Raw genomic sequence first — 25475 nt, 5'->3', positions numbered from 1 at the left:
CAAACTTATTTCAAAATATCGGTAGTGTTTATATTGAATGTGAACGGAAAACATACGCTATTTACGATATCAAAAATAGGTACAACCAGTTTTTTATCTACAGTAGCTGCAAGATATGGTTTAATCCGTCGGTATTATGTCGAATTTATATCTTTCGCAATGAAGCGGAAGAGTTGAGAGAAAAGGTCTTCCATGAGTTGGCTTGAAAAGATTTTAGAGAAAAGCAATCTAGTAAGTTCACGCAAAGCTTCTATCCCAGAAGGTGTGTGGACTAAATGTACCTCTTGTGAACAGGTTTTATACCATGCTGAACTAGAGCGTAACTTAGAAGTTTGTCCAAAGTGTAACCATCACATGCGTATGAAAGCGCGTCGTCGTTTGGAAACATTTTTAGATGAAGGTAATCGAGTTGAATTAGGTTCCGAACTTGAGCCACAGGATAAACTGAAATTTAAAGATTCTAAGCGATACAAAGAGCGTATCTCTGCTGCACAAAAAAATAGCGGTGAGAAAGATGCGCTAGTTGTGATGCAGGGTGAATTGCTTGGTCTGCCGCTTGTGGCGTGTGCGTTTGAATTCTCCTTTATGGGTGGTTCAATGGGTTCAGTCGTTGGTGCTCGCTTTGTGAAAGCAGTGGATGCAGCCATTGAAAATAACTGTGCGCTTGTTTGTTTCTCAGCAAGTGGTGGTGCTCGTATGCAAGAGGCTTTAATGTCTCTTATGCAAATGGCAAAAACCAGTGCTGCGCTTGAGCGTTTATCAGAAAAAGGTCTGCCGTTTATTTCTGTTCTAACTGACCCTACAATGGGTGGTGTATCAGCAAGTTTGGCTATGTTAGGTGATATCAACATCGGTGAACCTAAGGCCCTCATTGGCTTTGCTGGTCGTCGTGTAATCGAGCAAACTGTACGTGAAGATCTTCCTGAAGGTTTCCAGCGTAGTGAGTTCCTACTTGATCACGGTGCTATTGATATGATCGTTGACCGTCGTGAAATGCGTCAGCGTGTGGGTGGTCTTATCGCTAAGATGACTAACCACAAGTCTCCTTTGGTGGTTTCGGTTAACGAATCTCCAAATGAAGAGCCATATTCTGTACCAGAAGCGGACGAAAAAGGGTAAAGTATCAACTAACATAAAAACCAAAGAATTTAATGGTTAAAGTTAGATGACCCAAAACCCAATTCCTCAAGCCACATCTTCATTAGAGATGTGGCTTGATTATTTAGCAAATATTCATTCCTCAGCAATTGATCTAGGCTTAGACCGTGTCCAAGCGGTAGCAAACAAAGCCAATCTTACCAAACCAGCTCCAACCGTAATCACCGTTGCCGGAACCAATGGCAAAGGCTCAACGTGTGCGTTAATGGAAGCCATTTTACTTGATGCTGGCTATTCAGTCGGTGTTTATAGTTCTCCGCACCTGATTCGTTACAACGAGCGTGTACGCATTAATGGCGTTGACGTTGTAGATGCCAAGCACTGTGAAGCATTCGATTATGTAGAAAAGCAGCGTGGTGATGTTAGCCTTAGCCTCTTTGAATTCGGTACGCTTGCTGCGCTACGTATTTTCCAAGTAGAGAAAGTTGACGTTGTCTTACTTGAAGTAGGACTTGGCGGCCGTCTAGACGCCACTAACGTTGTTGACCATGATGTTTCTGTTATTACGAGCTTAGCGATCGATCATGTGGATTGGCTTGGTGATGACATCAATGTTATTGGTTTTGAAAAAGCGGGCATTTACCGTTCAGGGAAGCCAGCAATTTGTGGTCAACCGACGCCACCAGCGACCGTGGCGGCTCATGCTGACGATATTGGTTCTGAGTTCTTCCAAGTAGGTATTCAGTACGATTACCAACTAACTGATAATGGTTGGAAATGGAGCAGTGGGGCATTTGAGTTAGAGGATTTACCAATCCCATCGCTACCATTACAAAATGCAGCCACTGCACTGATGGCACTAGGGGCTTCGGAATTGCAAATCACTGACATAAATATTGTCAATGGCTTGAATAATGCTCGTTTGGCGGGGCGTATGCAGGTACTGCATCACGAACCTGAAATAGTCCTTGATGTCGCTCATAACCCGCACTCTGCTGAGTATTTGGTAGAGAGAGTGAAGCAACAATATCTGGGTAAGAATATCCATATTGTGGTTGCAATGCTGCATGACAAGGACATTAAAGCAACCATTGAAGCTCTAACTCCAGTTGCAACACAATGGTATCCAGCGTCGCTTACTGGACCGAGAGCGGCGACCGCTGATGAATTGTGCCAATACTTACCTGATGGGCAAGTTCATTTTGAAAACCCTGTTGACGCCTTCGAGAGTGCGAGAAGCCACGCAAAGACAGGAGACGTTATTCTGGTGGTTGGCTCATTCCATACCGTCGGAGAGGTATTGGAACATTGGCAATCAAATAATAAATAAGTAAAGGTATTTTGATGGCAAGTAAATTCCAAAGTCGTTTAGTCGGCACCATCATTCTAGTCGCAGTCGGAGTCATTGTTCTTCCCGATGTGCTAGATGGTAAGAAACTGCACTACAAAGAAGAATTTGCCAGTATTCCTATCAAACCAGAACTTGATAGTGATGTGGAAAACTTCGAAATATTAGAGCCAGTGGAAGACGACATTACGTTACCGGATTCTCCGGTTGAAGCTGTAGTGCAAGAACGTGAGGATGCTCAAGTAGCCGTTTCTGAGCCCGAGCCAGCGCCAACATCTAAACCTGAGGTCATCAAACAACCAGAGCAAGTTGAGGTCGTCACTCGTCCTGTTCAAGAGAAAAATCAATATGAAGATTCAGCTTGGATCATTCAGTTGATGGCACTTAAGAATCACGAAAATGCTGTCGCGCTTGTCGCGGATTTGCAAAAGCGTGGTTATCAAGCTCACACAAAGAAAGAAAACGAGTTTACGAGAGTGATTGTTGGCCCTGATGTGTCAAAAAGTAAACTTGAACGACAAGTTCAAGAATTACAAAAAATTACAGGTTCAAAAGGTCAATTGCTTAAATTTAAGCCATTAAATCCATAAGAAAACGTTTGCGTCAGCATTTTTTCTGTTAAAATGCGCGCCAACTTAAGATGAAGAAAAGATGAATTGGATAGATTTTATCATTTTAGGTGTGATCGGATTTTCAGCTCTGATCAGTTTAGTTCGCGGTTTTGCTAAAGAAGCTTTGTCTTTGGTGATTTGGTTCGGAGCGTTTTTTATCTCCAGTAATTACTATGCCAAATTGGCGGTGTACTTCACCAACATCGAAGATGATATGTTTCGTAACGGAGCGGCGATTGCGGCGTTATTTGTCGCAACCTTGGTAGTTGGTGCAGTGGTGAATTACGTCATTGGTCAACTGGTACAAAAAACAGGGCTATCAGGTACGGACCGAATTCTCGGGATTGTATTTGGTGGTCTACGCGGAGTCTTAATTGTTTCTGCGGTGCTGTTTTTTATGGATGCGTTTACTGCATTCCCAAGCTCGGATTGGTGGAAAGATTCACAGTTGATCCCTGAGTTCAGCCGTATCATCGCCCCATTCTTCGAGCATTTACAAGCAACATCAAGTTTTCTGTCTGGCACTATCTAGTAGTGCCAGCTACTGTCGCAAATCGAGGATTAGGACATGTGTGGTATTGTTGGAATCGTGGGCACAACGCCTGTAAACCAGTCTATTTATGACGCGTTAACGGTGTTACAGCATCGTGGCCAAGATGCCGCTGGTATTTGTACCATAGAAAGCAATCGTTTTCGTCTGCGTAAGGCGAACGGTTTAGTCAAGGATGTATTTGAAGCAAGACACATGCAGCGCCTGCAAGGCGAGGTCGGAATTGGTCATGTTCGTTACCCTACAGCAGGCAGTTCAAGTGCTTCAGAAGCTCAACCTTTCTACGTAAACTCTCCTTTCGGTATTACACTTGCCCACAACGGTAACTTGACCAACGCTAACGAAGTTCGTCAGAAGCTGTTTGAAAAAGATCGCCGTCATATCAATACCACTTCAGACTCTGAAGTATTACTAAATGTACTGGCGCACGAAATTGACTCAGTAAAAGGAAATGTCACGACCGAAGACGTATTCCGCGCAGTCACCAATGTTCATCGCACAATTCGCGGTGCTTATGCTGTGACCGCCATGATCATTGGTCATGGTATGATTGCATTTCGTGACCCACACGGTATTCGCCCGCTGTGTTTAGGTAAGCGTGAAGTTAACGGCAGAGCAGAGTACATGGTTGCGTCTGAATCGGTGGCATTGGATGCGGTCGGTTTTGATTTCGTCCGTGATGTTGCACCTGGTGAAGCGATTTACGCAACGTTTGACGGTGAGCTTTACACGAAGCAGTGTGCAGATAATCCTAAGCTTAACCCTTGTATTTTCGAGTTCGTGTACTTTGCTCGTCCGGATTCGTTCATCGATAAAATTTCGGTATACAGCGCTCGCGTTGAAATGGGTAAAAAGCTGGGCGAACGTATTCGTGAAGATTACGCAAACCTTGATATCGATGTTGTCATTCCTATCCCTGAAACGTCTTGCGACATTGCACTGCAAATCGCTCAAGCGATCGATATCCCTTATCGCCAGGGTTTCGTGAAAAACCGTTATGTTGGACGTACGTTTATCATGCCTGGCCAGCAACAACGTAAGAAATCAGTACGTCGCAAGTTGAATGCTATTCGTTCGGAATTCAAAGGTAAGAATGTGTTGCTGGTGGATGACTCTATTGTTCGAGGTACAACGTCAGAGCAGATTATTGAGATGGCTCGTGATTCTGGTGCCAAGAAAGTGTACATGGTCTCAGCGGCTCCTGAAGTTCGTTTCCCGAACGTATACGGCATTGATATGCCAAGTGCTACAGAGCTTATTGCCCATGGCCGTGACAACGATACAATTTGTAAGCAGATTGGTGCCGATGCGCTTATTTATCAACGTCTAGAAGATTTGGTAGAGGCTGTAGGTCTTGGAAACCAAGACATTACTCAGTTCGATACTTCCGTGTTTAACGGCGAATACGTAACGGGTGATATCGACCAACAATACCTAGATTTCTTAGATGGTCTTCGTAATGATGATGCGAAAACACAACTTGAAATCCAACAGGATTTAGCAAACCTAGAGCTTCATAACGAAGGCGCATAGGGTGCGTTTTCTTAAGTCGTAAAAAAACCAGAGCTTCGGCTCTGGTTTTTTGTTTTCGCTACTTAATTAGTGAATGTTATAAGCGATCACAAAGTCAATAAAGAGGCGAACTTTCTCTGGCAGGTGGTCTTTGTGGTTGTAAAGCATATAAATGTCGCGCGGGTTTGCACTCCAATCTGGCAGTACGCGTACCAAATCGCCGCTCTCGATGTACTCTTTGATCATGACATCTGGCATTAGTGTGATGCCTAAACCTTCGGAACAAGCACTGCGCACCACATTGAGCGCGTTTGCTTGAAAACGACCACGATCAACATTCACCACAGACTCGCCTTTGCTATTAATCAAGGTCCACTTAATAAGTGGGTACCCTTTTAGCAATGAATGGTTAGAGAGCTCTTCTGCATGGTGTGGCGCAGGATTTGAGGTTAGATAGTCAGGGCTTGCAACGAGAATATCCTTCACTTCGCCAATCTTACGCGCGATGAGGCTAGAGTCGCGTTGCGGTCCCACTCGAAAAATTACATCCCATTCAGTAGGGTCAAGCTTGTCCGCATTATTCTCTGTCGTTAGCTCAATGTTGATGTCCGGGTACTGCTTCATAAAGCTGTTGAACATCGGCATCATCATTCGTTTAGTTAAGTTGTAAGGCGCGGAGATCTTAATCTTGCCGGATGCTCCTCGGCAGTCGTCAGTGATTTCCTCTGCTGCGGTTGTTAGCCTTTGTAGTAAAGGAGAGCACTCATGGTAAAAACGTTCCCCTGCTTCAGTGAGCGAAAGTTTGCGAGCATGACGGTTCAATAGTCGAAGATTGACAGAGTCTTCTAGCGCTTGAATGCGTCGGGTGATGGTCGCAACCGGGATCATGGTTTTTCGCGAAGTTGCGGTGTAGCTCCCATTTTCGACAACCAGTCGAAACAGGTTTAAGTCATCTAATTTCATATTTCCAGACACATTAAATTACCGATTACGGTTAATTTATAATTAACTTTGTGATCAAAGCTTGCTTTAAGTCAACATGTTGCATCATTTGAACACAGCAACCCTGTTTGAGTAAATACTGTTATACGCCGTAATATTTGTATTAATGCAGTTTCCGAGCTAAGTTTTATAACAAGGCAAAGCGGCCTCAGGTCTTGCTGTGACACGTTTTGCTGGAAGTAAACACAACAAAAATAATGACTTAATAATAAATCTGTTTTTTTGACTGAGCTTTGTGAGGGATAAAGGTATGTTTAAGACTCACAGTCAAACGGCAATGGTCTCGGCACAGGAAGTGATTAATCAAAAACTAATAATGTTGGTGGACGATGATCCAATATTTCGTAAAGTAACCAATGCCTATTTAGAAAGTCAGGGTTTTAAAGTAGTAGAAGCAGAAAACGGCCTAGAAGCGCTTCAACAACTCAGGGAATGCCAACCCGATCTTATCTTATGTGATTTATCGATGCCGGTCTTAGATGGTATCGAGTTCGTCGAAGAAGTTAGTCTCGAATACCCATATATGCCGCTTATCGTGGTATCAGGCACGGATGAAATGTCCGATGTCGCGAAAGCGTTGCGATTTGGTATTAAAGATTTTCTTCCTAAACCGATAGGTAATTATGAGCACCTATCTCAGGCGATAGAGAATACGCTAGAAGATACCGATAGCCACTTCTCAGAACAACGTGACTTTTCAAGTCAGTGGTTCAGGGTTGATGATGGTGGTGAAATCCCAGATGAACAAGAGCTGTATTGGCATCTGGAATATTTACAACAGAATCCGAGTGCGGCAAGAGATTTACTGCAAGCTCTATTGCCAGAAAAGGATGCTGCTCAGGGAGATTGGCGCTGCTCGTACCGTTTATTACAATCGACGGATGTGATGCCCTTGGTTTTCGATTATCGTTGGTTAATGAATGGTCAATTTGCGTTTTATCTAGTTGATTCTGCTTCCCAAGCTAATGATGGAGTTGCGACGACATTGCTCGTTAGGGCATTGTTTGACGACTATCTCCGTAACTTGAAAAGTTTCAGTGCTGATCTCAAGGACATGGTAGGGATCATTGAAAAAGGAATTGAGTGTTCGGAGTGTGCGGGTGCAGTCAATGCTGTGTTTGGTGTCGCCGACCTCGCTTCATCCTCGGTCTCTATATTGCCTGCGGGTTTAGATAGCCATTGGTCTGACGGAAATACGAATCAACACATCGCAGCAGGTAACCGTTTAGGGGGAGGAAGTATGAAAAACTTCATCACCCGCGATTTACCGCTTAGTGTTGCAGGACAGTTATCTATCGGGTGTTTAGGTTCTTCAAGTTTTAGTTTAAGTATTACCCGGAAATCCCGACTAGTATAATTATGACTTGCAAACCAATAAGCAGCGTCCTTACGCTGCTTATTATCTTTTTAGAACCACCAAAACAACATACGTTTAGTTCAATAACCTTACTTTTTACTGGTGTTTAGATTTGGCTGTTTAATGTATAGTCAGCGCTTAAAACAATAATGACCCATTTGTGCAACGATAATTTAACGCTGTGCCTTGGGAGAAGCAAAGTCAACTAGTGAGAAGACACATCATGGCAGACAAAGATTTTAAAGAGCCTTATAATATTTTTTACTTTTTAGGTTTTATTGCAGTTCTTTTGATCCCAACACTTCCTGCAACGCTAACCTGGCTTCGTGTAATGAATGGTTACGCAGGCTTTTAATCTAGCTATTTTGTACCGGAGTTCACCATTCGTATTAAGCGTTACTTTTTCAATACTGTTGGTGGACTCTGTATTGTGCTCGGCATAGCCGGCATAGCCCTTCCACTGTTACCCACCACACCTTTTATTTTGCTTGCTAGCGCATGTTTTATGCGTGGTAGCCCCGCATTTCATCAATGGTTACATAACCACAAAACGTTTGGACCAATTCTCGACAATTGGCATAAGCATCGGGCTGTTACTTCAAAAGTAAAAAAGCGTGGTGCGATTTTTATTGCGCTTAGTTTCATGGTTTCAATCGTTGTTGTCCCCCTCGTTTGGGTAAAAATTGGTCTTTTAGTGATGCTAATCGTTTTACTCAGCTGGTTTATGCGTCTGCCTGTGATTGAGTTGGTTGCTGACCGAGAAGAAAATCACTAAGATTGTAGAGAATAGTGTGCCCGCTCTTCGAGTGGGCGTTTGTATTTTCAGCGCCTGTGACTTTTACGAAAATAAGCACATAGTGGTGAAAACCTATTGTTCGTTGCCCTCGTGATACTGCGATTAGAGAGGGCGATGAGCCAATCTAAGTAAATCGGTATTATGACTACAGAAACAATTTCACTGATCAAATCTAGCATCAAAAGCATCCAAGACTACCCAAAGCCAGGCATTCTATTTCGTGATGTGACGAGCCTTCTTGAAGACGCGAAAGCATACCAAGCGACGATCAACTTACTTGTTGAACGTTACAAAGATATGGGCTTTACCAAGGTTGTGGGTACGGAAGCCCGTGGCTTTCTATTTGGCGCGCCTTTAGCGCTTGAGCTAGGTGTTGGTTTTGTACCAGTGCGTAAACCAGGCAAGCTACCACGCCCTACTGTTGCTCAATCTTATGAGCTTGAATACGGCGTTGATACACTAGAAATCCATACAGATGCCATCGTTGAAGGCGACAAAGTACTGGTTGTCGACGATTTATTGGCAACGGGCGGTACTATTGAAGCGACGACTAAGCTGATTCGCCAACTGGGTGGTGAAGTTGAGCACGCTGCGTTCGTTATCAACCTACCAGAAATCGGTGGCGATAAACGTTTAGAAGCACTAGGTCTAAACGTGTACAGCATCTGCGATTTTGAAGGACATTAATACATTCAATGAGTTATTTAGCTTTAGCGCGAAAATGGCGTCCTAATCAGTTTGACCAAGTTGTCGGACAAAAACATGTCCTGACGGCGTTGGAAAACGCACTGGCGCAAAACCGTTTACACCATGCTTATCTGTTCAGCGGGACTCGTGGTGTGGGTAAAACGAGTATCGGTAGGCTGTTTGCCAAAGGCTTGAACTGCGAAACCGGCATTACCGCGACACCTTGTGGTAAGTGTGATACTTGTCGTGAAATTGATGAAGGTCGCTTTGTCGATCTTCTTGAAATCGACGCAGCATCACGTACTAAAGTTGAAGACACTCGTGAACTGTTAGACAACGTTCAATACAAACCTGCTCGTGGACGTTTTAAAGTGTACCTCATCGATGAGGTGCACATGCTATCGCGTCACTCTTTCAATGCGTTGTTGAAAACCCTGGAAGAGCCGCCAGAGTATGTGAAGTTCTTACTCGCAACAACTGATCCACAAAAGCTGCCTGTCACTATATTGTCGCGTTGTCTTCAGTTTCATCTGAAACCAATCAGCGTTGATGATATTCACCAGCAACTTGATTACATCCTAGGTCAAGAGCAAGTTTCAGCAGAGCCAAAAGCGTTGGGTATGATCTCACATGCTGCAGATGGCAGTATGCGTGATGCTCTCAGCTTGACTGATCAAGCAATAGCTTTAGGTAACGGTGCGGTGCAAGCCGATATTGTCAGCCACATGTTGGGGACGATTGATACCGACCAAGCGATTCACTTACTAGAGTCAATCAGCAGCAAGAAACCTCAACAAGCTATGGATAAAATCCAACAATTAGCGGCAAATGGTGTTGAGTGGGATGGTTTGTTGCAGCAAGTCGCAACACAGTTACACCGAATTGCGATGTATCAAGCGTTGCCCGCGTCGTTAGACCGAGCACAACCAGATGCAGAGAAAATTGAGCTGTTGAGTAAAGCTCTAAGCCCGCAAGACGTTCAGCTTTACTATCAAATTGCATTGAAAGGTCGTGAAGATTTGATCCTCTCGCCAAATGGGCGAGTCGGTCTGGAAATGATTGTGCTGCGTATGATGGCGTTCCGCCCATCAAGTAACAGTGGGGCAAATGTTGTTTCCAGTAACTGCGAATCAGCTTCAGCCCCAGTTCAAAGTGCCAGTCAATCAAAGACTGCACCAGCTCAGACAGTAGCAGCTCCTCGAGCTCAGCAGCCGAGTCCAGCACAAAGCTCACCACAAGTGGCGCCTCAACCTTCATCCAATTCACAACCTGAATATCACGCGAGTGGATATGAGAGGGTTCCGCCACAGTATGATATGGCGCCGCCGATGAGCGAAAACCCTGCACCGCAGCATGAAACGCCACCTCAACAAGTGCAAGAGAGCGTTTCAACACCGGCGCGCGGTGGTCTAAGCGGTTTACGTCACCAATTACGTTCTCAGCGTCAAGGCCTACAACAGAACACTCCTCAAAATGGTGGCTCAAAAAAGCCTAAAGCGGCATCTGCACAACCAGAATCGGTTATCGACCGAGTAGCGCAATTGCATGGCAATTCCGCGCAGGTGTCGCCAAACTCAGCTCCGAAGTCGACGGAGCCACAAGTTGAGGAAGCGTATCGCTGGCGTCCAAGCAAGCCTGTTGAGACAAAAGTAAATACAAAACTGACACCTACGCAGCTCAAGCAGGCACTTGAGCATGAGAAAACGCCTGAAATGGCACAAAAGCTCATCGATGAGTCATTAGAACATAATGAATGGGCGAAGCTCATCAGCTTAATGGAGATCCCTAAGCTGGTAGAGCAACTTGCGCTAAACTCTCATTATAGTAAGCAAGGAACAACCGTTTCGTTACTATTGAGAAGCAGCCAAGCTCATTTGAATACTGATAGAGCTCAAGCCGAATTGCTCAAAGCACTTAATACCGTGTTAGGTGAAGAGTGCCACATGAGCATCGAAATAGGGGAGAGTGGAGAAACACCACTTGAACTGAGAGATAGGCTCTACCAAGAGAAATTACAGCAAGCGCTGAACAGTTTAGAAAACGATCCAAATGTTCAATTTATTGAACGTCGTTTTGCTGCAGAGCTTGATAAAGATAGTGTGCGCCCTATCTAATAATCGAATGGAATGGGGTTGAAAACCCAAAGGTATAACCCCATTAATTGATGCAACACCTCATTAAACCAGAGAGATAAACATGTTTGGTAAAGGCGGTATGGGCAACCTAATGAAGCAAGCCCAGCAAATGCAAGATCGCATGCAAAAGCTTCAAGAAGAAATCGCGAATATGGAAGTAACTGGCGAGTCTGGTGCTGGCCTAGTTAAAGTTACTATCACTGGTAGTCACAGCGTACGTCGTGTTGACATCGATGAAAGTTTGATGGAAGACGACAAAGAAATGCTTGAAGATCTGATCGCTGCGGCGTTCAATGATGCAGCCCGTCGTGTTGAAGAAACTCAAAAAGAGAAAATGGCTTCTGTAACTGGCGGTATGCAACTACCACCAGGTATGAAAATGCCATTCTAATCTGCTGATATTTAATTAAGCGGACTTTTAATGCGTACCAGTCATATGCTGGAACAATTGATGGAGGCCTTACGTTGTCTACCTGGGGTTGGCCCCAAGTCAGCGCAGCGTATGGCCTTTCATTTGTTACAGCGCGATAGAAAAGGCGGTTTGCAGCTTGCAGATGCGCTTAGTCAGGCAATGACAGAAATAGGTCATTGTACTGAGTGTCGAACCTTCACCGAAGAAGAAGTCTGTCACATTTGTACCAACCCAAAACGCCAAGAAAATGGTCAAATTTGTGTGGTAGAAAGCCCGGCAGACATCGCAGCCGTTGAAGCAACAGGCCAATATTCTGGTCGGTATTTTGTTCTTATGGGGCATTTGTCGCCATTAGATGGTATTGGTCCAAGTGATATTGGATTGGATGTCCTTGATTACCGCTTACGTCGCGGTGATATTACCGAAGTGATTTTGGCGACAAACCCAACAGTTGAAGGTGAAGCCACTGCCCATTACATCGCAGAGCTATGTAAAGAGCACCAAGTTGATGCCAGCCGCATCGCGCATGGTGTGCCTGTCGGTGGGGAGCTAGAGCTTGTTGATGGCACGACGTTGTCACATTCGCTATTAGGTCGACACAGAATTTAATAAAAAGCCGCTGAACTCAGCGGCTTTTTTGATCTTGGGAGTTGGGAACGATTAATCGTTCGATTCTTCACTAAGAAGGTTTTTGTAGATAACCGCACCAAGCACGCCACCCACAATAGGCGCAACCCAGAACAGCCATAGCTGAGAAACCGCCCAGTCACCCACATATACTGCGACTGCCGTGCTACGAGCAGGGTTTACTGACGTATTGGTGACAGGAATGCTGATCAGGTGAATGAGAGTCAAACACAGGCCAATTGCGATAGGTGCAAAGCCTTGTGGCGCACGTTTGTCTGTTGCACCCATAATGACAATCAGGAACATCATCGTCATGACAACTTCAGTCACAAGTGCAGCGATCATCGAGTATTGGCCTGGAGAGTGTTCACCATAACCATTGGCGGCAAAGCCAGAACCCACAACATCGAATCCTGCTTGTCCAGATGCAATAACGTAAAGCACGCCACCTGCGATAAGCCCGCCGATCACCTGTGAGATGATGTAGGGAGCAACGTCTTTTGTCTCAAAACGACCGCCAGCCCAAAGGCCAACTGTCACTGCAGGGTTCAAGTGACAACCTGAAATATGACCGATAGCAAATGCCATCGTCAGAACGGTTAAACCGAATGCCAAAGAAACGCCCAACAGACCAATACCCACTTCAGGGAAACCCGCAGCCAACACCGCGCTACCACAGCCGCCTAACACTAGCCAGAACGTGCCAAAAGCCTCAGCCAAATACTTATTCATGTTCTTTCCTGATCTTTAATTAAATGACCCGCTGAACATAGTCGAGAATTGTCAATAAATTGTGAGGGAGATCGCGCAAAAACCGCAAATGGAACGCTATGTGGCAAGAGTTCTCAAGGGTGAGATAAAAGGCTGAGGGGGGGAGTGCTAAATCTTGAGTTTGCTTTGATTACTGCCTCGGAGAGAAACAACCGAGGTACTAACTTTAAACGTGTGGTCTAGAGTCGCATTACGTCAATTGTTCTAATTCAGTGATGTTGTCGAGTGCTTCTTGATTGGTGTTGCCGCATACAATCGGACACGGTTTAAAATCGTGACAGACTTTTGGGCGTTCAGGCTTACCAAATAGCTTGCACAAATTGTCGTCGTTGAGTTGTACACAACGAACACCTGCAGGTTTGCCCTTGGGCATTCCAGGTATTGGTGAAGAGATACTTGGCGCAATACAGCACGCTCCACATCCTAATCGACAATCCATAATGTAAACCTCTTAAAAATTAAGGGGGCAATTATGGTCATTTTGACGTGGATTGGAAGAGTGAAGAAAGAAAAAAATAAAAGGGCGCGCTTAACATTACGCTCCCTTTTTGGTTTTTTGCTTTTAAATCATCGTGATTATTTTAAGAAACGGTTATAAACAAACAACAGAATAAATGCGCCTAGTGTTGCGGTAATGATACTACCAATGTTGACGCCAGTTGCTCCGCCGAAACCGAGAATGCCGCCAAGGAAGCCACCTACAAATGCCCCTGCAATACCAAGTAACATTGTTGCAATCCAACCGCCCCCATCTTTTCCTGGCATGAGCCATTTAGCAAGTGCGCCGGCGATTAAGCCCAAAATAATCCAAGAAATAATACCCATGAAAACTCCTTAATGCCTTCTTGATCAATTGAGTAATGGAAACTTGTTTAAGGATAGAACAGTAAAACGAAAGTAGTTGAATATCTCCACCGTTATGTGGGAAGGATGCAAGATCTTCTCAAAACTTGAACTTTTGCGTTGAGAAGAGTATAAATCGCCCCCTAAATTCCCTTGGTGAGACCTGAAGTATGAGCACTCCATTTTGGCAAAGTAAATCGTTAGAGCAGATGACAGAAGAGGAATGGGAATCTCTCTGTGATGGTTGTGGCAAATGTTGTTTGCATAAGCTGATGGATGAAGATACCGATGAAATCTACTATACCAATGTGGCTTGTAGCTGGCTGAACAGTAAAACGTGTTCATGTAAGGATTACCCAAACCGTTTCACTTCGGGTGAAGAGTGCACCAAGCTGACCCGAGAAGACATCGACGATTTTACTTGGCTGCCACACACGTGCGCTTACCGTCTGTTGGCTGAAAAGCAGCCTTTACCAGAATGGCATCCGTTGATTACAGGCTCTAAGTCCGCAATGCATGCGGCAGGGGAAAGTGTCCGTAACAAAGTTGTTTACGAGATTGATGTGGTGGATTGGGAAGACCATATTTTAAATCATCCCAACCGTCCTTAGTCGAATACAAACAAGCCTTTCATTGATTAAATGAAAGGCTTGTTTGCTATTGGGGCTCCCAACTTTGACGTCTCGCTAACGAAATGCTGCTCAGTTTATTATTTAGTGTTGTAAACTTAGGAGTATGATTTCAACGCTTTACACTTCTATTCCTGATTGTTTTGATCAGGATTGTTCCCTATGAGGTAAACATGACGTTTCATTTCCCCCAGAAACTGCGCCTGACATCTTGGGTGACATTATTCGCACTTGCCGTCATTATGTTCTCCCCAATGGCTGTTCATGCGACTGCTACTGACGATATCCAAGAGCCTTCTGCTGCCGAAATCTCGATTGACAACTTGAACCGAGAGATTGTGGATTTATCCCAAAGCCTCTCGCAAGCGAGTGGCGACGAGCGTGATGCCCTTCAACTGCAACTATTCCAAAAGAATGAAGAATTAAGAAGCCAGTTAGCGTCAGCGATTGAACGTGAAACTATCTCTCGCGACAAGCTGATCTTGCTAGTTAAAAAACAAGAACAATACTCTGAGGATGCGACGAACTATCTATCGGAAAAAATAAAGAAAGTCGTCGAGGATTTAAATAAGGCTAAGGATGAAGAGAAGCTTGCTCTTGTTAATGATTATCGAGAGCTACAGCGTTATCTTGATGTTAGCTTCGATTCGAGCTGGCAAAATCTCGCTTGGTTGAAGGAGCTAGGGGCCCAAAACGAGCGCGCAGAAGCGGAACTAAAAGATAAAATTGATAAACGTATGCGCTTACTGTCTGCTTCAATTGAGTACTTGAGTCAGCAAAGTGAGATCATTGGCTCCCAACTTTCGTCTAGCCCAGAGTCGGAAAAAGCGTCGTTGCAACTTAGTCAGCTCATTACTAAACAAAGGCTAAATATTGCAACAGAAAGCTTACGCAACCTGATTTCAATTGGTGATAAAGTCGGTTTAGAAACGTCTGAATACAAACGCCAAATTTTTGAAGTGACGGGTAATATCACCCATGATTTACTGAATACCAAAGTTGTGTGGTCAATACTGAGTCACTGGTCCAACTCGGCACTGGATTGGTTTGCCGAGAATGCACCGCAGCATATCTTCCAGTTGTTTGTTTTTGCGCTGATTTTATTGATCGCTCGTGGACTGGCTAAGTTAACGCGCAAAGTGGTCCGTAAGGCAGTTGCATCGAAAAACTTAAAACTTTCCCACTTGATGCAGGACTTCTTTATCTCGATGTCCGGCAAATTCGTGTGGGTGATCGGTATCATGGTAGGCTTATCTCAGCTTGGCTTGAACCTAGCGCCAATCCTAACCGGTTTCGGTATTGCTGGTGTGATTATTGGTTTCGCGTTGCAAGACACGTTATCCAACTTCGCGGCGGGTATGATGCTGCTTATTTATCGCCCATTTGATGTTGGTGATTTTGTGTATGCTGGCGGTGTAGATGGCAAGGTAAGCCATATGAGTTTGGTGAACACCACAATCCGTACGTTTGATAACCAAATTATTATTGTGCCTAACAGCAAAATCTGGGGAGATGTTATTAAGAACGTCACGCATGAACGCATTCGCCGCGTGGATATGGTGTTTGGCATTGGCTATGCGGATGACCTCTTAAAAGCGGAGTCAGTATTGTCTGATATCATTACCTCTCACCCTTCGGTACTTCGCACTCCAGAGCCAATGATCAAAGTTCATACATTAAATACGTCTTCTGTAGATTTTATTGTGCGTCCTTGGGTAAAAACGGATGATTACTGGGATGTATACTGGGATGTGACAAAAGAGGTGAAACTACGCTTCGACCGAGAAGGTATTTCGATTCCTTTCCCACAACAAGATGTGCATTTGCATATGGTGGAGAAGCAAGACGCTTAATCACAGGTCCCAACTAGTGAAAGGCACTCTAGATAGAGTGCCTTTTTTGATCTTCGGTTAGCGCTATAGTTACAGTTCGTTAAAGAACACCAGTTTAGGCTCGCATTCTAACAAGTTGTCGATCTGGCTAATCAAAAGAGCAAAGTGTTCTGTTTTACCATGAAGCTCAAATGCTTGTTGGTTTTTAAATTGCTCCTGAAAAACGAAGTGGCATGTATTGTCTTTATCTTGGAACAATTGATAACGAACGCAACCTTCTTCATTGCGAGTAGGTTCAAGCGCTCGGGTAAGTACCTCTTTCAACTCTTGTTCTTTTCCCGGTTGTGCATGAAAGGTAGCCGTCAAGTGAATCATAATGTTTACTCTTTTTGTTATAGGTAACGCCCTTGGCGTTGCAGGAACTCAATTTTGTAACCATCAGGGTCGGTTACAAAAAAGAACGTTGCTAAATGCTTTTGTTGATGGTCAAAGGCTTTGATGTCACCAGTTTCAATGCCGAGAGATTTAATGCGTTTGTGGGCTTGTTCAATGTCCTCCACGCTGACGGCAAGGTGGCCGTAACCTGAGCCGTGAGTGTAGGGCTCACTTTGGTCGTGATTGTGCGTCAGTTCCAATTCAAAGCCAGTTTCTTGGTTGGCTAGATAGGTTAGAGAAAAGCCATCAAAGATGTATTGATCAGCGACTTCTAGTTCAAGTACGTCACAGTAAAATTGTAGAGAGCGGTCCAGATCACTTACTCGGATCATGGTGTGAATCATTTTTGTCATAGGTACTCCTTGATAGTCCGCACAGGTTAGCGATTTCAAAAGGAGTCTGGGTAGTACTCTAGTACGACAAATTAGAAGATGCTCAAGGGTTTATAATACGGATGCATAGCCTAGGATGGTTATTGCTCGGTTGGTTGCTATTAACTGTTAAGTTGCGCAAGTGCTTGACGAGTGGTCTCTTGAGGTTGGCGGGCGTAAGTGAGGCAAGCGCATCGAAGTAAGGAGGCAAAGTTGTTCACTTCACCATTGTATTCGAGTGCTTCTTGATAAACAGTGCTTATGAATTTAGGAACCGTCATGTTTTGAGCACTAGCGATTTCCTCAAGAATTGTCCAAAAGCTCGCTTCAAGTTTTACACTGGTCGCGTGACCATCAATACGGATAGAGCGGGTGATGAACTGATAGTTGTCTTGGGGTTGCTTAGCAAAGATTTCGCACATTTTCTTTATTCATATAATTAAAGACCCATAATTATTGTGGTGTACGATTTAAAACGTCAACTGTTTTCATGCATAAAAAAACGCTCCCTTGCGAGAGCGTTGAAACATCACGAGTTGTGAAGTAAGTGCAAGTTGATTATTTAATTTGTTGCTTCAAGTACTCGCCTAGTTGCGAGTGGTGCATGATTTTTGATACCGGAAGGATAGTTTCTGCAGGTCCCCAAGCAAATACGTTGACAGGAGTATGCGTATGAGTACCCGTCCCCCATACTGTGTTTTGCTTTGTTGCATGCTCACGCGCTAGCAAGTTGCCACGGTCGTTGTAAGGAAAGAAAGCATCAAAGTCATTGATTGTCGGTACGTTCTCTTCGCTTAAGTATTTGTGTCCAGCGAGTCGGTATGGATTTGGTTTACTTGCTAATACGCGTTCTGCTTGCTCAGGCGTAATCGAAAAATCGCTATTTGCGTTCACGACTTCCGCAAACTTCTCTGGAGTTTGCTCTTTCTTATCAAGCGCTTGGAATTCACTGATCATGCCGTAGTAACTTTTCTTTTGGTTGTATAAACCATCGAGGATCTCGAACTGACCAAAGTTGAAGTTTGGCGCGTAATCCTGATTTTTGAATGCTTCGCCGTCGCGTTTTTGTGGTTTAGGCAAGTTTGCTGATGAGTAGCTAAAGCCAAAAGAGCCGGTTTCGTGGTCAGCAGTAACAATGATCAGGGTGTCATCACGGCCTTTTGCCCACTCATAAACTGAGTTTACCGCTTCATCGAATTTAAGCATTTCATGCAGCATCGTACCTGCATCGTTACTGTGGCCAGCCCAGTCAATTTGGCCGCCTTCAACCATCAAGAAAAAACCGTCTTTGTCTTTTGAAAGAATGTCGATTGCTTTGGTGGTCATTTCTTTCAGCGATGGCTGCGTGCGTTTTGGATCGTTTTTGCTTTGACTGTAGGCAATACCATCGTTCATGCCCGAGTAAGCAAAAAGTCCAAGTAATTTGTCACCTTTAGCTTGTGTGAGCATATCGCGGCTGAAAGCTAAGCTATAGCCTTGGTCTTGCGCTTCGGCAAGCAAGTTGCGTTCGTCTTTGCGTTTCGATTTTAGGTAGACATTACCTTGAGTGAGCTTTTCAAGTTGCTCGTATGTCTCTCCCTTGTCGTTTGTCGACTTTGGAATCCAATGACGAAGTCCACCAGACATCATCACGTCTACGCCTGTTTCGAGCATATCCGCCGCAATATTGTTTTCTAGGGAGCGATGTGGTTGATGAGCGGCAAATGCTGCTGGCGTTGCGTGGGTCATACGCGTATCAGAGACGAGCCCTGTCGCTTTACCTTTACTTTTGGCTTTTTCCAAAATAGTTTCGACATGGTTGCCTTGGCTATCAATGCCAATGACTTCAGAAGCGGTAGGGATTCCTGTCGCTAGCATCGTAGCTGAGCACGCAGAGTCGACGACAATTGCGTCTTCTGGATTGGTTAGTGATGATCCAATCACACCTTCTTGAGCGAGTTTGTATAACGCTGTGCTTTCGCCTTTGTAAACCGAGTTAGGTGCGTGTTTTGCGTAGGTCTCGAGTAAACCAACTTGTTGAGGACCCATGCCGTCGCCGATCATCAAAATGACGTTTTTGATTTCAGCTGAGAGTGCGTTGAAAGAGAGGGTAGATGCAGCCACTGCCGTAACGATTGGAGATACTAAGCGCTTCATTATATTTTCCTTGTTTATTGAAAGCGCAGGCATTAAAGCAATGATTTATGAAAGTTTTGTGTCGGTAATAAAAGTTTAACCAAATTGTCGTTTTTGTTTGGTTTTGCAGAAAAAATGAGTCGCTCTCTAACGTTCGTTAGTTTGGAAAGAAGAAAGCCCACAAACGTGGGCTTGGATTACGCTTAGGAGTTGAAAGCATGGACTAAAGTTATCCATTCAGTGCCTTCACAAGAAACCTAGTTTAGGGAGCAATAAACGAGCATATATTATCGGGCCACAAGAGCGGTCGAATTCACTTACGTTTGCATCATATCGTTCTTTGGCTTATTAAATTATGGGCTGCAGTAAGTGTTTGGTTCAAATAGGATTTGTTGTCGTGACGATTATCAGACTGGTTATCAGACTAATGCCAGTATGATGCCACCAACGGTAAGTGCCGCAGAAAGGTATTGACCCGCAGAATATGAGCCATCCTCTTCTTTCTCGATTTTATCGGGGTGATCCATGCCAAGCGCACCATGTGTGAAAGATTCGACCTTTTCACCAACAGATTTATCTTCTGCTTCTATTTTTTTGCTGTCGTGCTCGATTTGTTGCAGAGCGGCAAGTAGCGCTTTGCCTTCGGTCGAAAGCGTCACCTTATTGTGTTCGACTTTCAGCGGCGAAGCACTAGTTTCTTCTTGTGCAATACTTGCTTGTTTAGAGGCGACAGGTTGTTTGGCATAGCTATTAACAGAAGTGCTTCCTACTGGATTCATCGAATACTCCTTGGAACATCGACACTCGGTCACTGAGTGCGGGTAAAAAGCAGTTATATTTTTATCGGCGGCAAAGTTTATTTCTGAAGCTATTTGGATAAAAACAGGTCTGCTTTTGCCGCTTCTAGTTTCTATTGGTGATCATTAGCAAAAAATAGACCAGCAGGAAGCAGACCCTTGTCACTCTATGAACTTGAAGCGGTGTGATGATGCAACGCAACGGCAAGGTAGTAACTTAAATTGAAGACCAGCTACTTACATTGAAGATCGTTATTGCGTTTAGTTAGATGTTGATATGCCGCCATGCGGTGAGCATCTTGTACATACCGTACTGGTGGTGCGAGAACCTCTAACTGATAGTCTGTATTATCAGAAAGCACGTTATCTGTTGGGCTAATTACAACCACTTTTAAGCTCGGGTTGCGGCTTAAGATTGATGCTGCCGTACCCAACCCTTGCTCGGTGTGAAACTTGCCCGCAACATGGACAATCTGAGCGCCTGGGTTGTCGTCTAGATAGCTAACGATAGATTCCGCCATAGTTTCATCCCAAGTAACTTGAGCTGCAAACTGTTTTTCCGTCTGCTCTGGCTTACCGTGATGCATGGATGCCATGAACTTTTCTTTGTACGGACTACTACCAGTGTTGATGGCTTGTGCAATGAACATCCGCTGATCATCATCGAGCTTGTTAATGTAATCTAGCCCTTGTCGACCAATGCATCGGACAATGCTCTTTGGTGCATTTGCTGCAATGACCGGGAGATTTTTCTGCTTAGCAAACTCCACGAGAGGGCGATAGTCGCTTTCATAATTGGGCCAAGCGTTGGCTTGTTTCATTAAGTACTGTTCGCCGATCTCCCCACGTAGGTAAGCGTCAACAACAGGTTGTTTGTCGCGGGTAAATTGTTCCATAGATAACGCGAGTGAGCGGTCGTAGGACGTAAGTTGTTTGAGCATATCGGTTTGAAAGCGATGAATGCCGGCGTGTGTGTGCCATTCACCAATAAGAATGACATCTGCTTGTTGCAGCTCAATTGGCAGTTTGCTTAGAGCGATGTGCTCGCCAGAAGGGGTGTATAGTTGGTAGTCGTAAAAACTAGTGACTTCCGCTGAGGTTGCGTGAGAGTTGGTGTGCGTATATGAAGAGCAACCAGTAAGTAAGCCTGCAAAGAGCAAGCTCAAAGTAGAAAAGCGCATTGAAAAGCCTCCAAAAATGTCCGGATGATATTAATGGAGGCTGAGCAATGAATCAATATAAATGATAACTATTTGCGTTTGTTGTTTTTTTGACGTATTAATTGAGTGTTTTTTTGCGATATACACGCAACATAAAATCAGCCTCACATTGGAAAAGTGTAGCGGATTTCAACTCTTCACGAAGAGCATCGGTTGCTTTCCATGCGAATGGCGTCATTTGCAATAAATCGACTGCGGCTCCGTTTTTCAAGTCCATAACATAGTTAAGATGCTGCTGGTGCTCTAATTCAAACCCTTCAATATGTTCTGGTTCTTCATTGTGAAGACGAACTTCTTGATAAATCCGCTCACGCAGTTGGTATAAGTGGCGACTAGCAGGAGTAACCGTGACAACAACGCCGTCGTTTTTTACAACGCGCTGCAGCTCCTCAGCTTTACACGGGGCATAAATGCGCAAAATGGCATCTAAGGATTCATTTGCGAAGGGAAGTCGGTGACTAGAAGCCACACTAAAGTTGCAGTGCGTGTAACGCTTCGCCGCGTAACGAATGGCAACTTTGGAAATGTCTAAGCCATAAATCGTGGCATGGTTCGCTTGTGTTTCTATCGTCTTTTGTACTTGATCTGTGTAGTAACCTTCACCACAACCAATATCTAATAATTGATGGGTGCTCCCCTCAGTGTATGTTGCACACAGCTGCGCCACTTCTTGGCGCATTGGGTTGTAGTAATCTCCTTCGAGGAATCGACGACGAGCTTGCATCATCTCTTTGTTGTCACCAGGATCTTTAGAACGTTTGTGGTGCGCTGGCATCAAGTTAACGTAGCCTTCTTTTGCTAAGTCAAACTGATGATTGTTTTCGCACTTAAACGTTTTTTCATTTAACGCTAGAGCTTGGTGGCATAGAGGGCATTGATAGTTCATGACGATCTCGAACAGAAAGTAGGGCGGCAAATTCTATCAAAAAGCGTGGTATCAAGTGAAACAAAAAGAGCCGACTGGGTCGGCTCTTATTAAGTATTAGTGGAAGAAGTCGACTTGCTCTTTCAAGTTTCGTGCTTGTTGTTGAAGTTCAATGGCACTTTGCGAGGTTTTTGCGCTCGTGTTGCGGCTTTCTCGGTTAAGTTCACTGATAGAATGGGCATTTGCTGCAATTTCTTGTGAAACTTGAGCTTGTTCTTCTGAAGTCGCTGCAATGGCGTCGGCTTGAGAGGCTATCGACTGCACTTGTACTGCGATGGCTTCTAATGCTGTGCCCGCGTCTTGTGCTTTGTCCAAGACCTGGTTTGCACTGCGTTGGCTGTCTGTCATCATATTAACTGCATTATGAGTCGACCCTTTTAGTTTCTCGATAATTTCCACGACATCCTGAACTGAGCTTTGGGTTCGGTGCGCAAGTGTGCGCACTTCATCTGCTACAACTGCGAAGCCACGACCTTGTTCACCTGCTCGTGCTGCTTCAATGGCGGCATTCAAGGCAAGTAAATTGGTTTGCTCAGCAATTTCATCAATCATTTTAGTGACGGTTTGAATACTCTCGCTATCGCGATTTACTTGCTCGATAGCCGTTGCTGATTGATCCAATTGATCGTTAAGTTGAGCAACGTCGATACATACGCCTTCAACAATCGCGAGACCAGACTGGCTATCGGTATTTGCTGAGCGTACGTTTTCCGCAATGCTTTCGACTTGTTGTGCGACAGATTGAGCGGAAGAGGCCATTTCTTCAATCGCTGTCACAACTTGCTCGACTTCTTGTTGTTGTCGGTCGGCTTGGGTCAAATTGCTATGTGCATCGTTGGCAACGCTGGTGGAGTTGCTCTCCACTAAGTCGCTTGTTGAACGGATCTTACCGACAAGTTCATTGAGCTGACTTGCCATACTGGCGACACCCGAGCTCAGGTTCGTAATTTCATTCTTTGATGCTTTACGAGACGCTGGGATGCTCAAGCTGACTTCGCCGCCGGCTAAGCGAGTCATGTATGAGTTTAGAGTCGTGAGAGGTTGTAAGCTGTGATTCAAGAAAAGTGTCAGTACAACAAAAGTAATGATTGCCGCTACCGAAGAAATGATGGCAATGAGTGTGAGAAGCGTGTCGCTACCTTTTGTAACTTCTTTGATAAACGTACCGCCTAGCAGTTTCCAGTTCCAACCTGGAACCTCTGTGTAGACAAGATACTTTTCGCCTACGTTACCTTGGTACTCAAAAGGGTAGCGAATTAATCCACTAGATTGTTCGAAAATCTGGCCAAAAGGCTTGTGACCATTGTAGTCGGCGACTTCTAGTATTGACGAATCTGAGCCGCTTTTTGCTGGATGAAGTAGGTATTTACCAAGATTGTTTTCGTCGTTATCAACGATAATGGTGTAACCAGTGTCGCCCCATTTTATCTCTTCGAGTGCATCGAATAAGGTTTGTGTCGCTTGGTCTACTGGTAAGCCAATAAACGATAGGCCTGCTACCTTTCCTGTCGCATCTTTGATTGGGGCATAGTAGGTAATGTAGCGCTCGCCATACAATTTAATTTGAGCGTAATACGGTTGTCCTGCTTTAAGTTGCTGATAACCAGGATGGTTGATGCCTAGCGTGGTTCCGACCGCTCGCTGACCTTGTGGATCTTTTAGGGAGGTGGACACCCGAATAAAGTCGTCACCCAATGGTGCGAATAGCGTTGCTATAGCGCCGGTATCACGTGTGAAACTGTCGACCAACTTGGTGTCATTAATTAAGCTTTCACTGTATTGAGTGATGTTTGGTACTTCATGTCCCATGAAGTCAACCGTGTAATTTTCGACATAGACACCGGCAAGGTAGCCATTGCGAAAAGTAGATTCGAGGACTTTAGCGGTGTGCAGGTAAGCATCGAATTGGCCAGCAATGGTTTTTGCCATTGATTCTACTTTAGATTGGTGTTCTTTCAGTGTGCTTTCCAATAGAACATCGGAAGCGTTGCGGTAAACAAGCGCTGCAATACTGCTGAAAGCAATGAATAGACACAAAGTGATCACCAGTTTCAACTGGAATCCGACACTTTGATTTCGGTATCTCTCTAACATAGACTAATTCCTGATATTTTTATTATTTATGAGTTTTGTATCGGTATGCTATCGGTTTATATGATCAATTTTTTTGATATTTATTAATGAAACCGTCAAAAGTGACCAGTAACCAATAAGTTAGTAAAGATAGGACCATCTAAGCAGAGCTTTTATTACAAAAAAAGCCGGGTATCCCGGCCTTTATATGGTGATTCTTACTGCGCTGAAATGACAGTGACAAGTTCATGTGTCTCACCTGGTTGGAGGGTTTGACCTTGCTCAATACTTGGTGCATGAACAGTAGACTCCACACACAACATGGTTTGATAACCATCGTCAGCCATGTCACCCATGCTTTGCGCACCTTCTGCCCAAGGGTTCCATAATACTGCTGAGTTGTGGCCTTGGTTGTGTACGCTTAGCGTACGATCCAATACCGGGTCTTTTACCAAAATTTTCGCTTCTGGTTGCGTGTAAACGCGGTCAATGGTGTCAGTTAGTTGTAGAACATTACCACCTTGGCATACCGCATCAGCTTTCAAGCTATCAATGTACTCGGCACCCATGCCTGTCGTTTGTGCTTGCTTAATGTCTCCAACGTTTATGTAAGTATGTAATGCGCCAGAGAAGGTCCAAGCCTCGTCATCAATGTTCATGACTTTGAGCGTCACTTTTAGCTCATCGCCCACTTCAATCACCAAACGAGCGTCAAACATATGGGGCCAAATATCGTGGATTTCTTCTGTCGGGAACAGAGCAAGTTCAACAATCACACCGTTATGGTTCTCACGATGTTCAACCAACTCCCATTCTGCGGTGCGGGCAAAGCCGTGAGCTGGAGCAGCAATACGCCCAAACCAAGGCCAACAAACCGGAATACCACCGCGAAGAGCAGCTTTACCATCGAAGACAGCTTTTTCGCTCATCCAGATCAGATCTTCTTGACCTTCAGGCGTGAACGACACGACATGACCACCGTGTAGCGAGATGCCTGCCGTTGCTTTGTCATGAATCACGCGGACGATTTTTATCTGATCAACTTCAACGATAGTGACGTTATCAGATAGCACCGTTAGGGCTGGGAGAGTTTTTAAATCCATGTGTAGTTTCCTATCGCTGGGGGAGAGCTTTTAGACGCGCTTCGCACATTAAATGCAACATCGCGCCTGCATTCTCTCAAATTCCAGATACAAAAAAGGCGACTCTAGAGCCGCCTTTTCTTTAACGAAGTTATTCGCTAATTGCTAACTTTCTAATTACTTAGAGATGTGAGCGATTAGGTCTAGAACTTTGTTTGAGTAACCGATTTCGTTGTCGTACCAAGAT

At 44.5% G+C, this 25475-nt stretch carries 27 protein-coding genes and 1 pseudogene; 14 read left to right on the top strand and 14 right to left on the bottom strand.

Features of this window, described 5'->3' with window-relative positions; all coding sequences use genetic code 11:
* Nucleotides 1-192: 192 nt before the first annotated feature.
* The 5 genes from accD (at nt 193) to purF (ending at nt 5140) form a co-directional block, all read left to right on the top strand.
* A complete protein-coding gene (gene accD, locus R7E00_RS18195; protein WP_005380583.1) occupies nt 193-1119 on the top strand; it encodes an acetyl-CoA carboxylase, carboxyltransferase subunit beta in 927 nt (308 codons plus the stop codon).
* Nucleotides 1120-1165: 46 nt separating this feature from the next.
* Nucleotides 1166-2428: a bifunctional tetrahydrofolate synthase/dihydrofolate synthase gene (gene folC, locus R7E00_RS18190; protein ID WP_017820798.1), complete on the top strand. Its 1263-nt coding sequence runs from the start codon at nt 1166-1168 to the stop codon at nt 2426-2428.
* Nucleotides 2429-2442: 14 nt separating this feature from the next.
* Nucleotides 2443-3036, top strand: coding sequence for an SPOR domain-containing protein (locus tag R7E00_RS18185; protein ID WP_017820797.1), 594 nt, complete (start codon nt 2443-2445; stop codon nt 3034-3036).
* A gap of 61 nt (nt 3037-3097) precedes the next feature.
* Nucleotides 3098-3589, top strand: a complete 492-nt coding sequence (locus tag R7E00_RS18180; protein ID WP_005380590.1) for a CvpA family protein — start codon at nt 3098-3100, stop codon at nt 3587-3589.
* 36 nt (nt 3590-3625) lie between these two features.
* Nucleotides 3626-5140, top strand: a complete 1515-nt coding sequence (purF, locus tag R7E00_RS18175; RefSeq protein WP_005380592.1) for an amidophosphoribosyltransferase — start codon at nt 3626-3628, stop codon at nt 5138-5140.
* Between the two features lie 66 nt (nt 5141-5206).
* Here the strand turns inward: purF and R7E00_RS18170 are convergent, their stop codons facing one another.
* Nucleotides 5207-6082, bottom strand: a complete 876-nt coding sequence (locus tag R7E00_RS18170; RefSeq protein ID WP_005384959.1) for a LysR family transcriptional regulator — start codon at nt 6080-6082, stop codon at nt 5207-5209.
* Between the two features lie 289 nt (nt 6083-6371).
* On the opposite strand from R7E00_RS18170, the gene R7E00_RS18165 reads away from it, so the two are divergent.
* From R7E00_RS18165 to recR, 7 genes are all read left to right on the top strand, one after another.
* On the top strand, nt 6372-7478 hold the full coding sequence (locus R7E00_RS18165; RefSeq protein ID WP_005380606.1) for a response regulator: 1107 nt from the start codon (nt 6372-6374) through the stop codon (nt 7476-7478).
* Between the two features lie 223 nt (nt 7479-7701).
* On the top strand, nt 7702-7833 hold the full coding sequence (locus R7E00_RS18160; RefSeq protein WP_005380608.1) for a hypothetical protein: 132 nt from the start codon (nt 7702-7704) through the stop codon (nt 7831-7833).
* 33 nt (nt 7834-7866) lie between these two features.
* Nucleotides 7867-8253 (top strand): YbaN family protein, encoded by a 387-nt coding sequence (locus R7E00_RS18155; protein ID WP_080276930.1) that lies wholly within the window; start codon nt 7867-7869, stop codon nt 8251-8253.
* 162 nt (nt 8254-8415) lie between these two features.
* Nucleotides 8416-8961, top strand: coding sequence for an adenine phosphoribosyltransferase (apt, locus tag R7E00_RS18150; RefSeq protein ID WP_005380615.1), 546 nt, complete (start codon nt 8416-8418; stop codon nt 8959-8961).
* An 8-nt stretch (nt 8962-8969) separates the two neighbouring features.
* Entirely contained in the window at nt 8970-11075 is a 2106-nt protein-coding gene (dnaX, locus tag R7E00_RS18145) for a DNA polymerase III subunit gamma/tau (RefSeq protein ID WP_262606211.1), read from the top strand.
* 82 nt (nt 11076-11157) lie between these two features.
* Nucleotides 11158-11487 carry a YbaB/EbfC family nucleoid-associated protein gene (locus R7E00_RS18140; RefSeq protein ID WP_005380618.1) on the top strand — a complete coding sequence of 110 codons (330 nt, stop codon included), beginning with the start codon at nt 11158-11160 and terminating at the stop codon, nt 11485-11487.
* A gap of 30 nt (nt 11488-11517) precedes the next feature.
* Entirely contained in the window at nt 11518-12117 is a 600-nt protein-coding gene (recR, locus tag R7E00_RS18135) for a recombination mediator RecR (RefSeq protein ID WP_005380619.1), read from the top strand.
* A 51-nt stretch (nt 12118-12168) separates the two neighbouring features.
* Here recR and aqpZ read toward each other — a convergent pair whose 3' ends face one another.
* The 3 genes from aqpZ to R7E00_RS18120 all read right to left on the bottom strand — a co-directional run bounded on the left by aqpZ (nt 12169) and on the right by R7E00_RS18120 (nt 13731).
* Entirely contained in the window at nt 12169-12867 is a 699-nt protein-coding gene (gene aqpZ, locus R7E00_RS18130; RefSeq protein WP_053349564.1) for an aquaporin Z, read from the bottom strand.
* A gap of 229 nt (nt 12868-13096) precedes the next feature.
* Nucleotides 13097-13345, bottom strand: coding sequence for a YkgJ family cysteine cluster protein (locus R7E00_RS18125; protein ID WP_017820793.1), 249 nt, complete (start codon nt 13343-13345; stop codon nt 13097-13099).
* A 137-nt stretch (nt 13346-13482) separates the two neighbouring features.
* Nucleotides 13483-13731: a GlsB/YeaQ/YmgE family stress response membrane protein gene (locus R7E00_RS18120; protein WP_005380625.1), complete on the bottom strand. Its 249-nt coding sequence runs from the start codon at nt 13729-13731 to the stop codon at nt 13483-13485.
* A 188-nt stretch (nt 13732-13919) separates the two neighbouring features.
* Here R7E00_RS18120 and R7E00_RS18115 point away from each other — a divergent pair, with 188 nt between their 5' ends.
* Complete coding sequence (locus R7E00_RS18115) at nt 13920-14360, top strand: YcgN family cysteine cluster protein (RefSeq protein ID WP_005384948.1); 441 nt, start codon at nt 13920-13922, stop codon at nt 14358-14360.
* Nucleotides 14361-14551: 191 nt separating this feature from the next.
* A complete protein-coding gene (locus tag R7E00_RS18110) occupies nt 14552-16231 on the top strand; it encodes a mechanosensitive ion channel family protein (RefSeq protein ID WP_005380681.1) in 1680 nt (559 codons plus the stop codon).
* Between the two features lie 69 nt (nt 16232-16300).
* Here R7E00_RS18110 and R7E00_RS18105 read toward each other — a convergent pair whose 3' ends face one another.
* From R7E00_RS18105 to R7E00_RS18060, 10 genes and pseudogenes are all read right to left on the bottom strand, one after another.
* Complete coding sequence (locus R7E00_RS18105) at nt 16301-16585, bottom strand: putative quinol monooxygenase (protein ID WP_005384942.1); 285 nt, start codon at nt 16583-16585, stop codon at nt 16301-16303.
* Between the two features lie 17 nt (nt 16586-16602).
* A complete protein-coding gene (locus R7E00_RS18100; RefSeq protein WP_005380685.1) occupies nt 16603-16998 on the bottom strand; it encodes a VOC family protein in 396 nt (131 codons plus the stop codon).
* A gap of 140 nt (nt 16999-17138) precedes the next feature.
* Complete coding sequence (locus R7E00_RS18095) at nt 17139-17438, bottom strand: ribbon-helix-helix domain-containing protein (RefSeq protein WP_005384938.1); 300 nt, start codon at nt 17436-17438, stop codon at nt 17139-17141.
* A gap of 136 nt (nt 17439-17574) precedes the next feature.
* Nucleotides 17575-19152, bottom strand: coding sequence for an alkaline phosphatase (locus tag R7E00_RS18090; protein ID WP_005380687.1), 1578 nt, complete (start codon nt 19150-19152; stop codon nt 17575-17577).
* A 398-nt stretch (nt 19153-19550) separates the two neighbouring features.
* Nucleotides 19551-19910 (bottom strand): hypothetical protein, encoded by a 360-nt coding sequence (locus R7E00_RS18085; RefSeq protein ID WP_053349598.1) that lies wholly within the window; start codon nt 19908-19910, stop codon nt 19551-19553.
* A gap of 251 nt (nt 19911-20161) precedes the next feature.
* Nucleotides 20162-21109, bottom strand: coding sequence for a ChaN family lipoprotein (locus R7E00_RS18080; RefSeq protein ID WP_053349599.1), 948 nt, complete (start codon nt 21107-21109; stop codon nt 20162-20164).
* Nucleotides 21110-21206: 97 nt separating this feature from the next.
* A complete protein-coding gene (rlmA, locus tag R7E00_RS18075; protein ID WP_062730495.1) occupies nt 21207-22034 on the bottom strand; it encodes a 23S rRNA (guanine(745)-N(1))-methyltransferase in 828 nt (275 codons plus the stop codon).
* Between the two features lie 96 nt (nt 22035-22130).
* Nucleotides 22131-24167 carry a methyl-accepting chemotaxis protein gene (locus tag R7E00_RS18070; RefSeq protein WP_033907353.1) on the bottom strand — a complete coding sequence of 679 codons (2037 nt, stop codon included), beginning with the start codon at nt 24165-24167 and terminating at the stop codon, nt 22131-22133.
* Between the two features lie 197 nt (nt 24168-24364).
* A complete protein-coding gene (locus R7E00_RS18065) occupies nt 24365-25249 on the bottom strand; it encodes a D-hexose-6-phosphate mutarotase (RefSeq protein ID WP_262606212.1) in 885 nt (294 codons plus the stop codon).
* A gap of 156 nt (nt 25250-25405) precedes the next feature.
* A pseudogene (locus tag R7E00_RS18060) lies at nt 25406-25475 on the bottom strand (glyceraldehyde-3-phosphate dehydrogenase); the annotation flags it as partial.

Origin of the sequence: Vibrio sp. Vb1755 (assembly GCF_033338635.1) — a bacterium.
GTDB classification, from domain to species: Bacteria; Pseudomonadota; Gammaproteobacteria; order Enterobacterales; family Vibrionaceae; genus Vibrio; species Vibrio alginolyticus.
Note: the sequence above shows the minus strand (reverse complement) of the source record. Positions and strands in the feature narration are given on the sequence as shown.

Coding starts and splice junctions, on each gene's coding strand:
- accD (WP_005380583.1), top strand. CDS start 193: ATGAGTTGGCTTGAAAAGATTTTAGAGAAAAGCAATCTAGTAAGTTCA.
- folC (WP_017820798.1), top strand. CDS start 1,166: ATGACCCAAAACCCAATTCCTCAAGCCACATCTTCATTAGAGATGTGG.
- R7E00_RS18185 (WP_017820797.1), top strand. CDS start 2,443: ATGGCAAGTAAATTCCAAAGTCGTTTAGTCGGCACCATCATTCTAGTC.
- R7E00_RS18180 (WP_005380590.1), top strand. CDS start 3,098: ATGAATTGGATAGATTTTATCATTTTAGGTGTGATCGGATTTTCAGCT.
- purF (WP_005380592.1), top strand. CDS start 3,626: ATGTGTGGTATTGTTGGAATCGTGGGCACAACGCCTGTAAACCAGTCT.
- R7E00_RS18170 (WP_005384959.1), bottom strand. CDS start 6,082: ATGAAATTAGATGACTTAAACCTGTTTCGACTGGTTGTCGAAAATGGG.
- R7E00_RS18165 (WP_005380606.1), top strand. CDS start 6,372: ATGTTTAAGACTCACAGTCAAACGGCAATGGTCTCGGCACAGGAAGTG.
- R7E00_RS18160 (WP_005380608.1), top strand. CDS start 7,702: ATGGCAGACAAAGATTTTAAAGAGCCTTATAATATTTTTTACTTTTTA.
- apt (WP_005380615.1), top strand. CDS start 8,416: ATGACTACAGAAACAATTTCACTGATCAAATCTAGCATCAAAAGCATC.
- dnaX (WP_262606211.1), top strand. CDS start 8,970: ATGAGTTATTTAGCTTTAGCGCGAAAATGGCGTCCTAATCAGTTTGAC.
- R7E00_RS18140 (WP_005380618.1), top strand. CDS start 11,158: ATGTTTGGTAAAGGCGGTATGGGCAACCTAATGAAGCAAGCCCAGCAA.
- recR (WP_005380619.1), top strand. CDS start 11,518: ATGCGTACCAGTCATATGCTGGAACAATTGATGGAGGCCTTACGTTGT.
- aqpZ (WP_053349564.1), bottom strand. CDS start 12,867: ATGAATAAGTATTTGGCTGAGGCTTTTGGCACGTTCTGGCTAGTGTTA.
- R7E00_RS18125 (WP_017820793.1), bottom strand. CDS start 13,345: ATGGATTGTCGATTAGGATGTGGAGCGTGCTGTATTGCGCCAAGTATC.
- R7E00_RS18120 (WP_005380625.1), bottom strand. CDS start 13,731: ATGGGTATTATTTCTTGGATTATTTTGGGCTTAATCGCCGGCGCACTT.
- R7E00_RS18115 (WP_005384948.1), top strand. CDS start 13,920: ATGAGCACTCCATTTTGGCAAAGTAAATCGTTAGAGCAGATGACAGAA.
- R7E00_RS18110 (WP_005380681.1), top strand. CDS start 14,552: ATGACGTTTCATTTCCCCCAGAAACTGCGCCTGACATCTTGGGTGACA.
- R7E00_RS18105 (WP_005384942.1), bottom strand. CDS start 16,585: ATGATTCACTTGACGGCTACCTTTCATGCACAACCGGGAAAAGAACAA.
- R7E00_RS18100 (WP_005380685.1), bottom strand. CDS start 16,998: ATGACAAAAATGATTCACACCATGATCCGAGTAAGTGATCTGGACCGC.
- R7E00_RS18095 (WP_005384938.1), bottom strand. CDS start 17,438: ATGTGCGAAATCTTTGCTAAGCAACCCCAAGACAACTATCAGTTCATC.
- R7E00_RS18090 (WP_005380687.1), bottom strand. CDS start 19,152: ATGAAGCGCTTAGTATCTCCAATCGTTACGGCAGTGGCTGCATCTACC.
- R7E00_RS18085 (WP_053349598.1), bottom strand. CDS start 19,910: ATGAATCCAGTAGGAAGCACTTCTGTTAATAGCTATGCCAAACAACCT.
- R7E00_RS18080 (WP_053349599.1), bottom strand. CDS start 21,109: ATGCGCTTTTCTACTTTGAGCTTGCTCTTTGCAGGCTTACTTACTGGT.
- rlmA (WP_062730495.1), bottom strand. CDS start 22,034: ATGAACTATCAATGCCCTCTATGCCACCAAGCTCTAGCGTTAAATGAA.
- R7E00_RS18070 (WP_033907353.1), bottom strand. CDS start 24,167: ATGTTAGAGAGATACCGAAATCAAAGTGTCGGATTCCAGTTGAAACTG.
- R7E00_RS18065 (WP_262606212.1), bottom strand. CDS start 25,249: ATGGATTTAAAAACTCTCCCAGCCCTAACGGTGCTATCTGATAACGTC.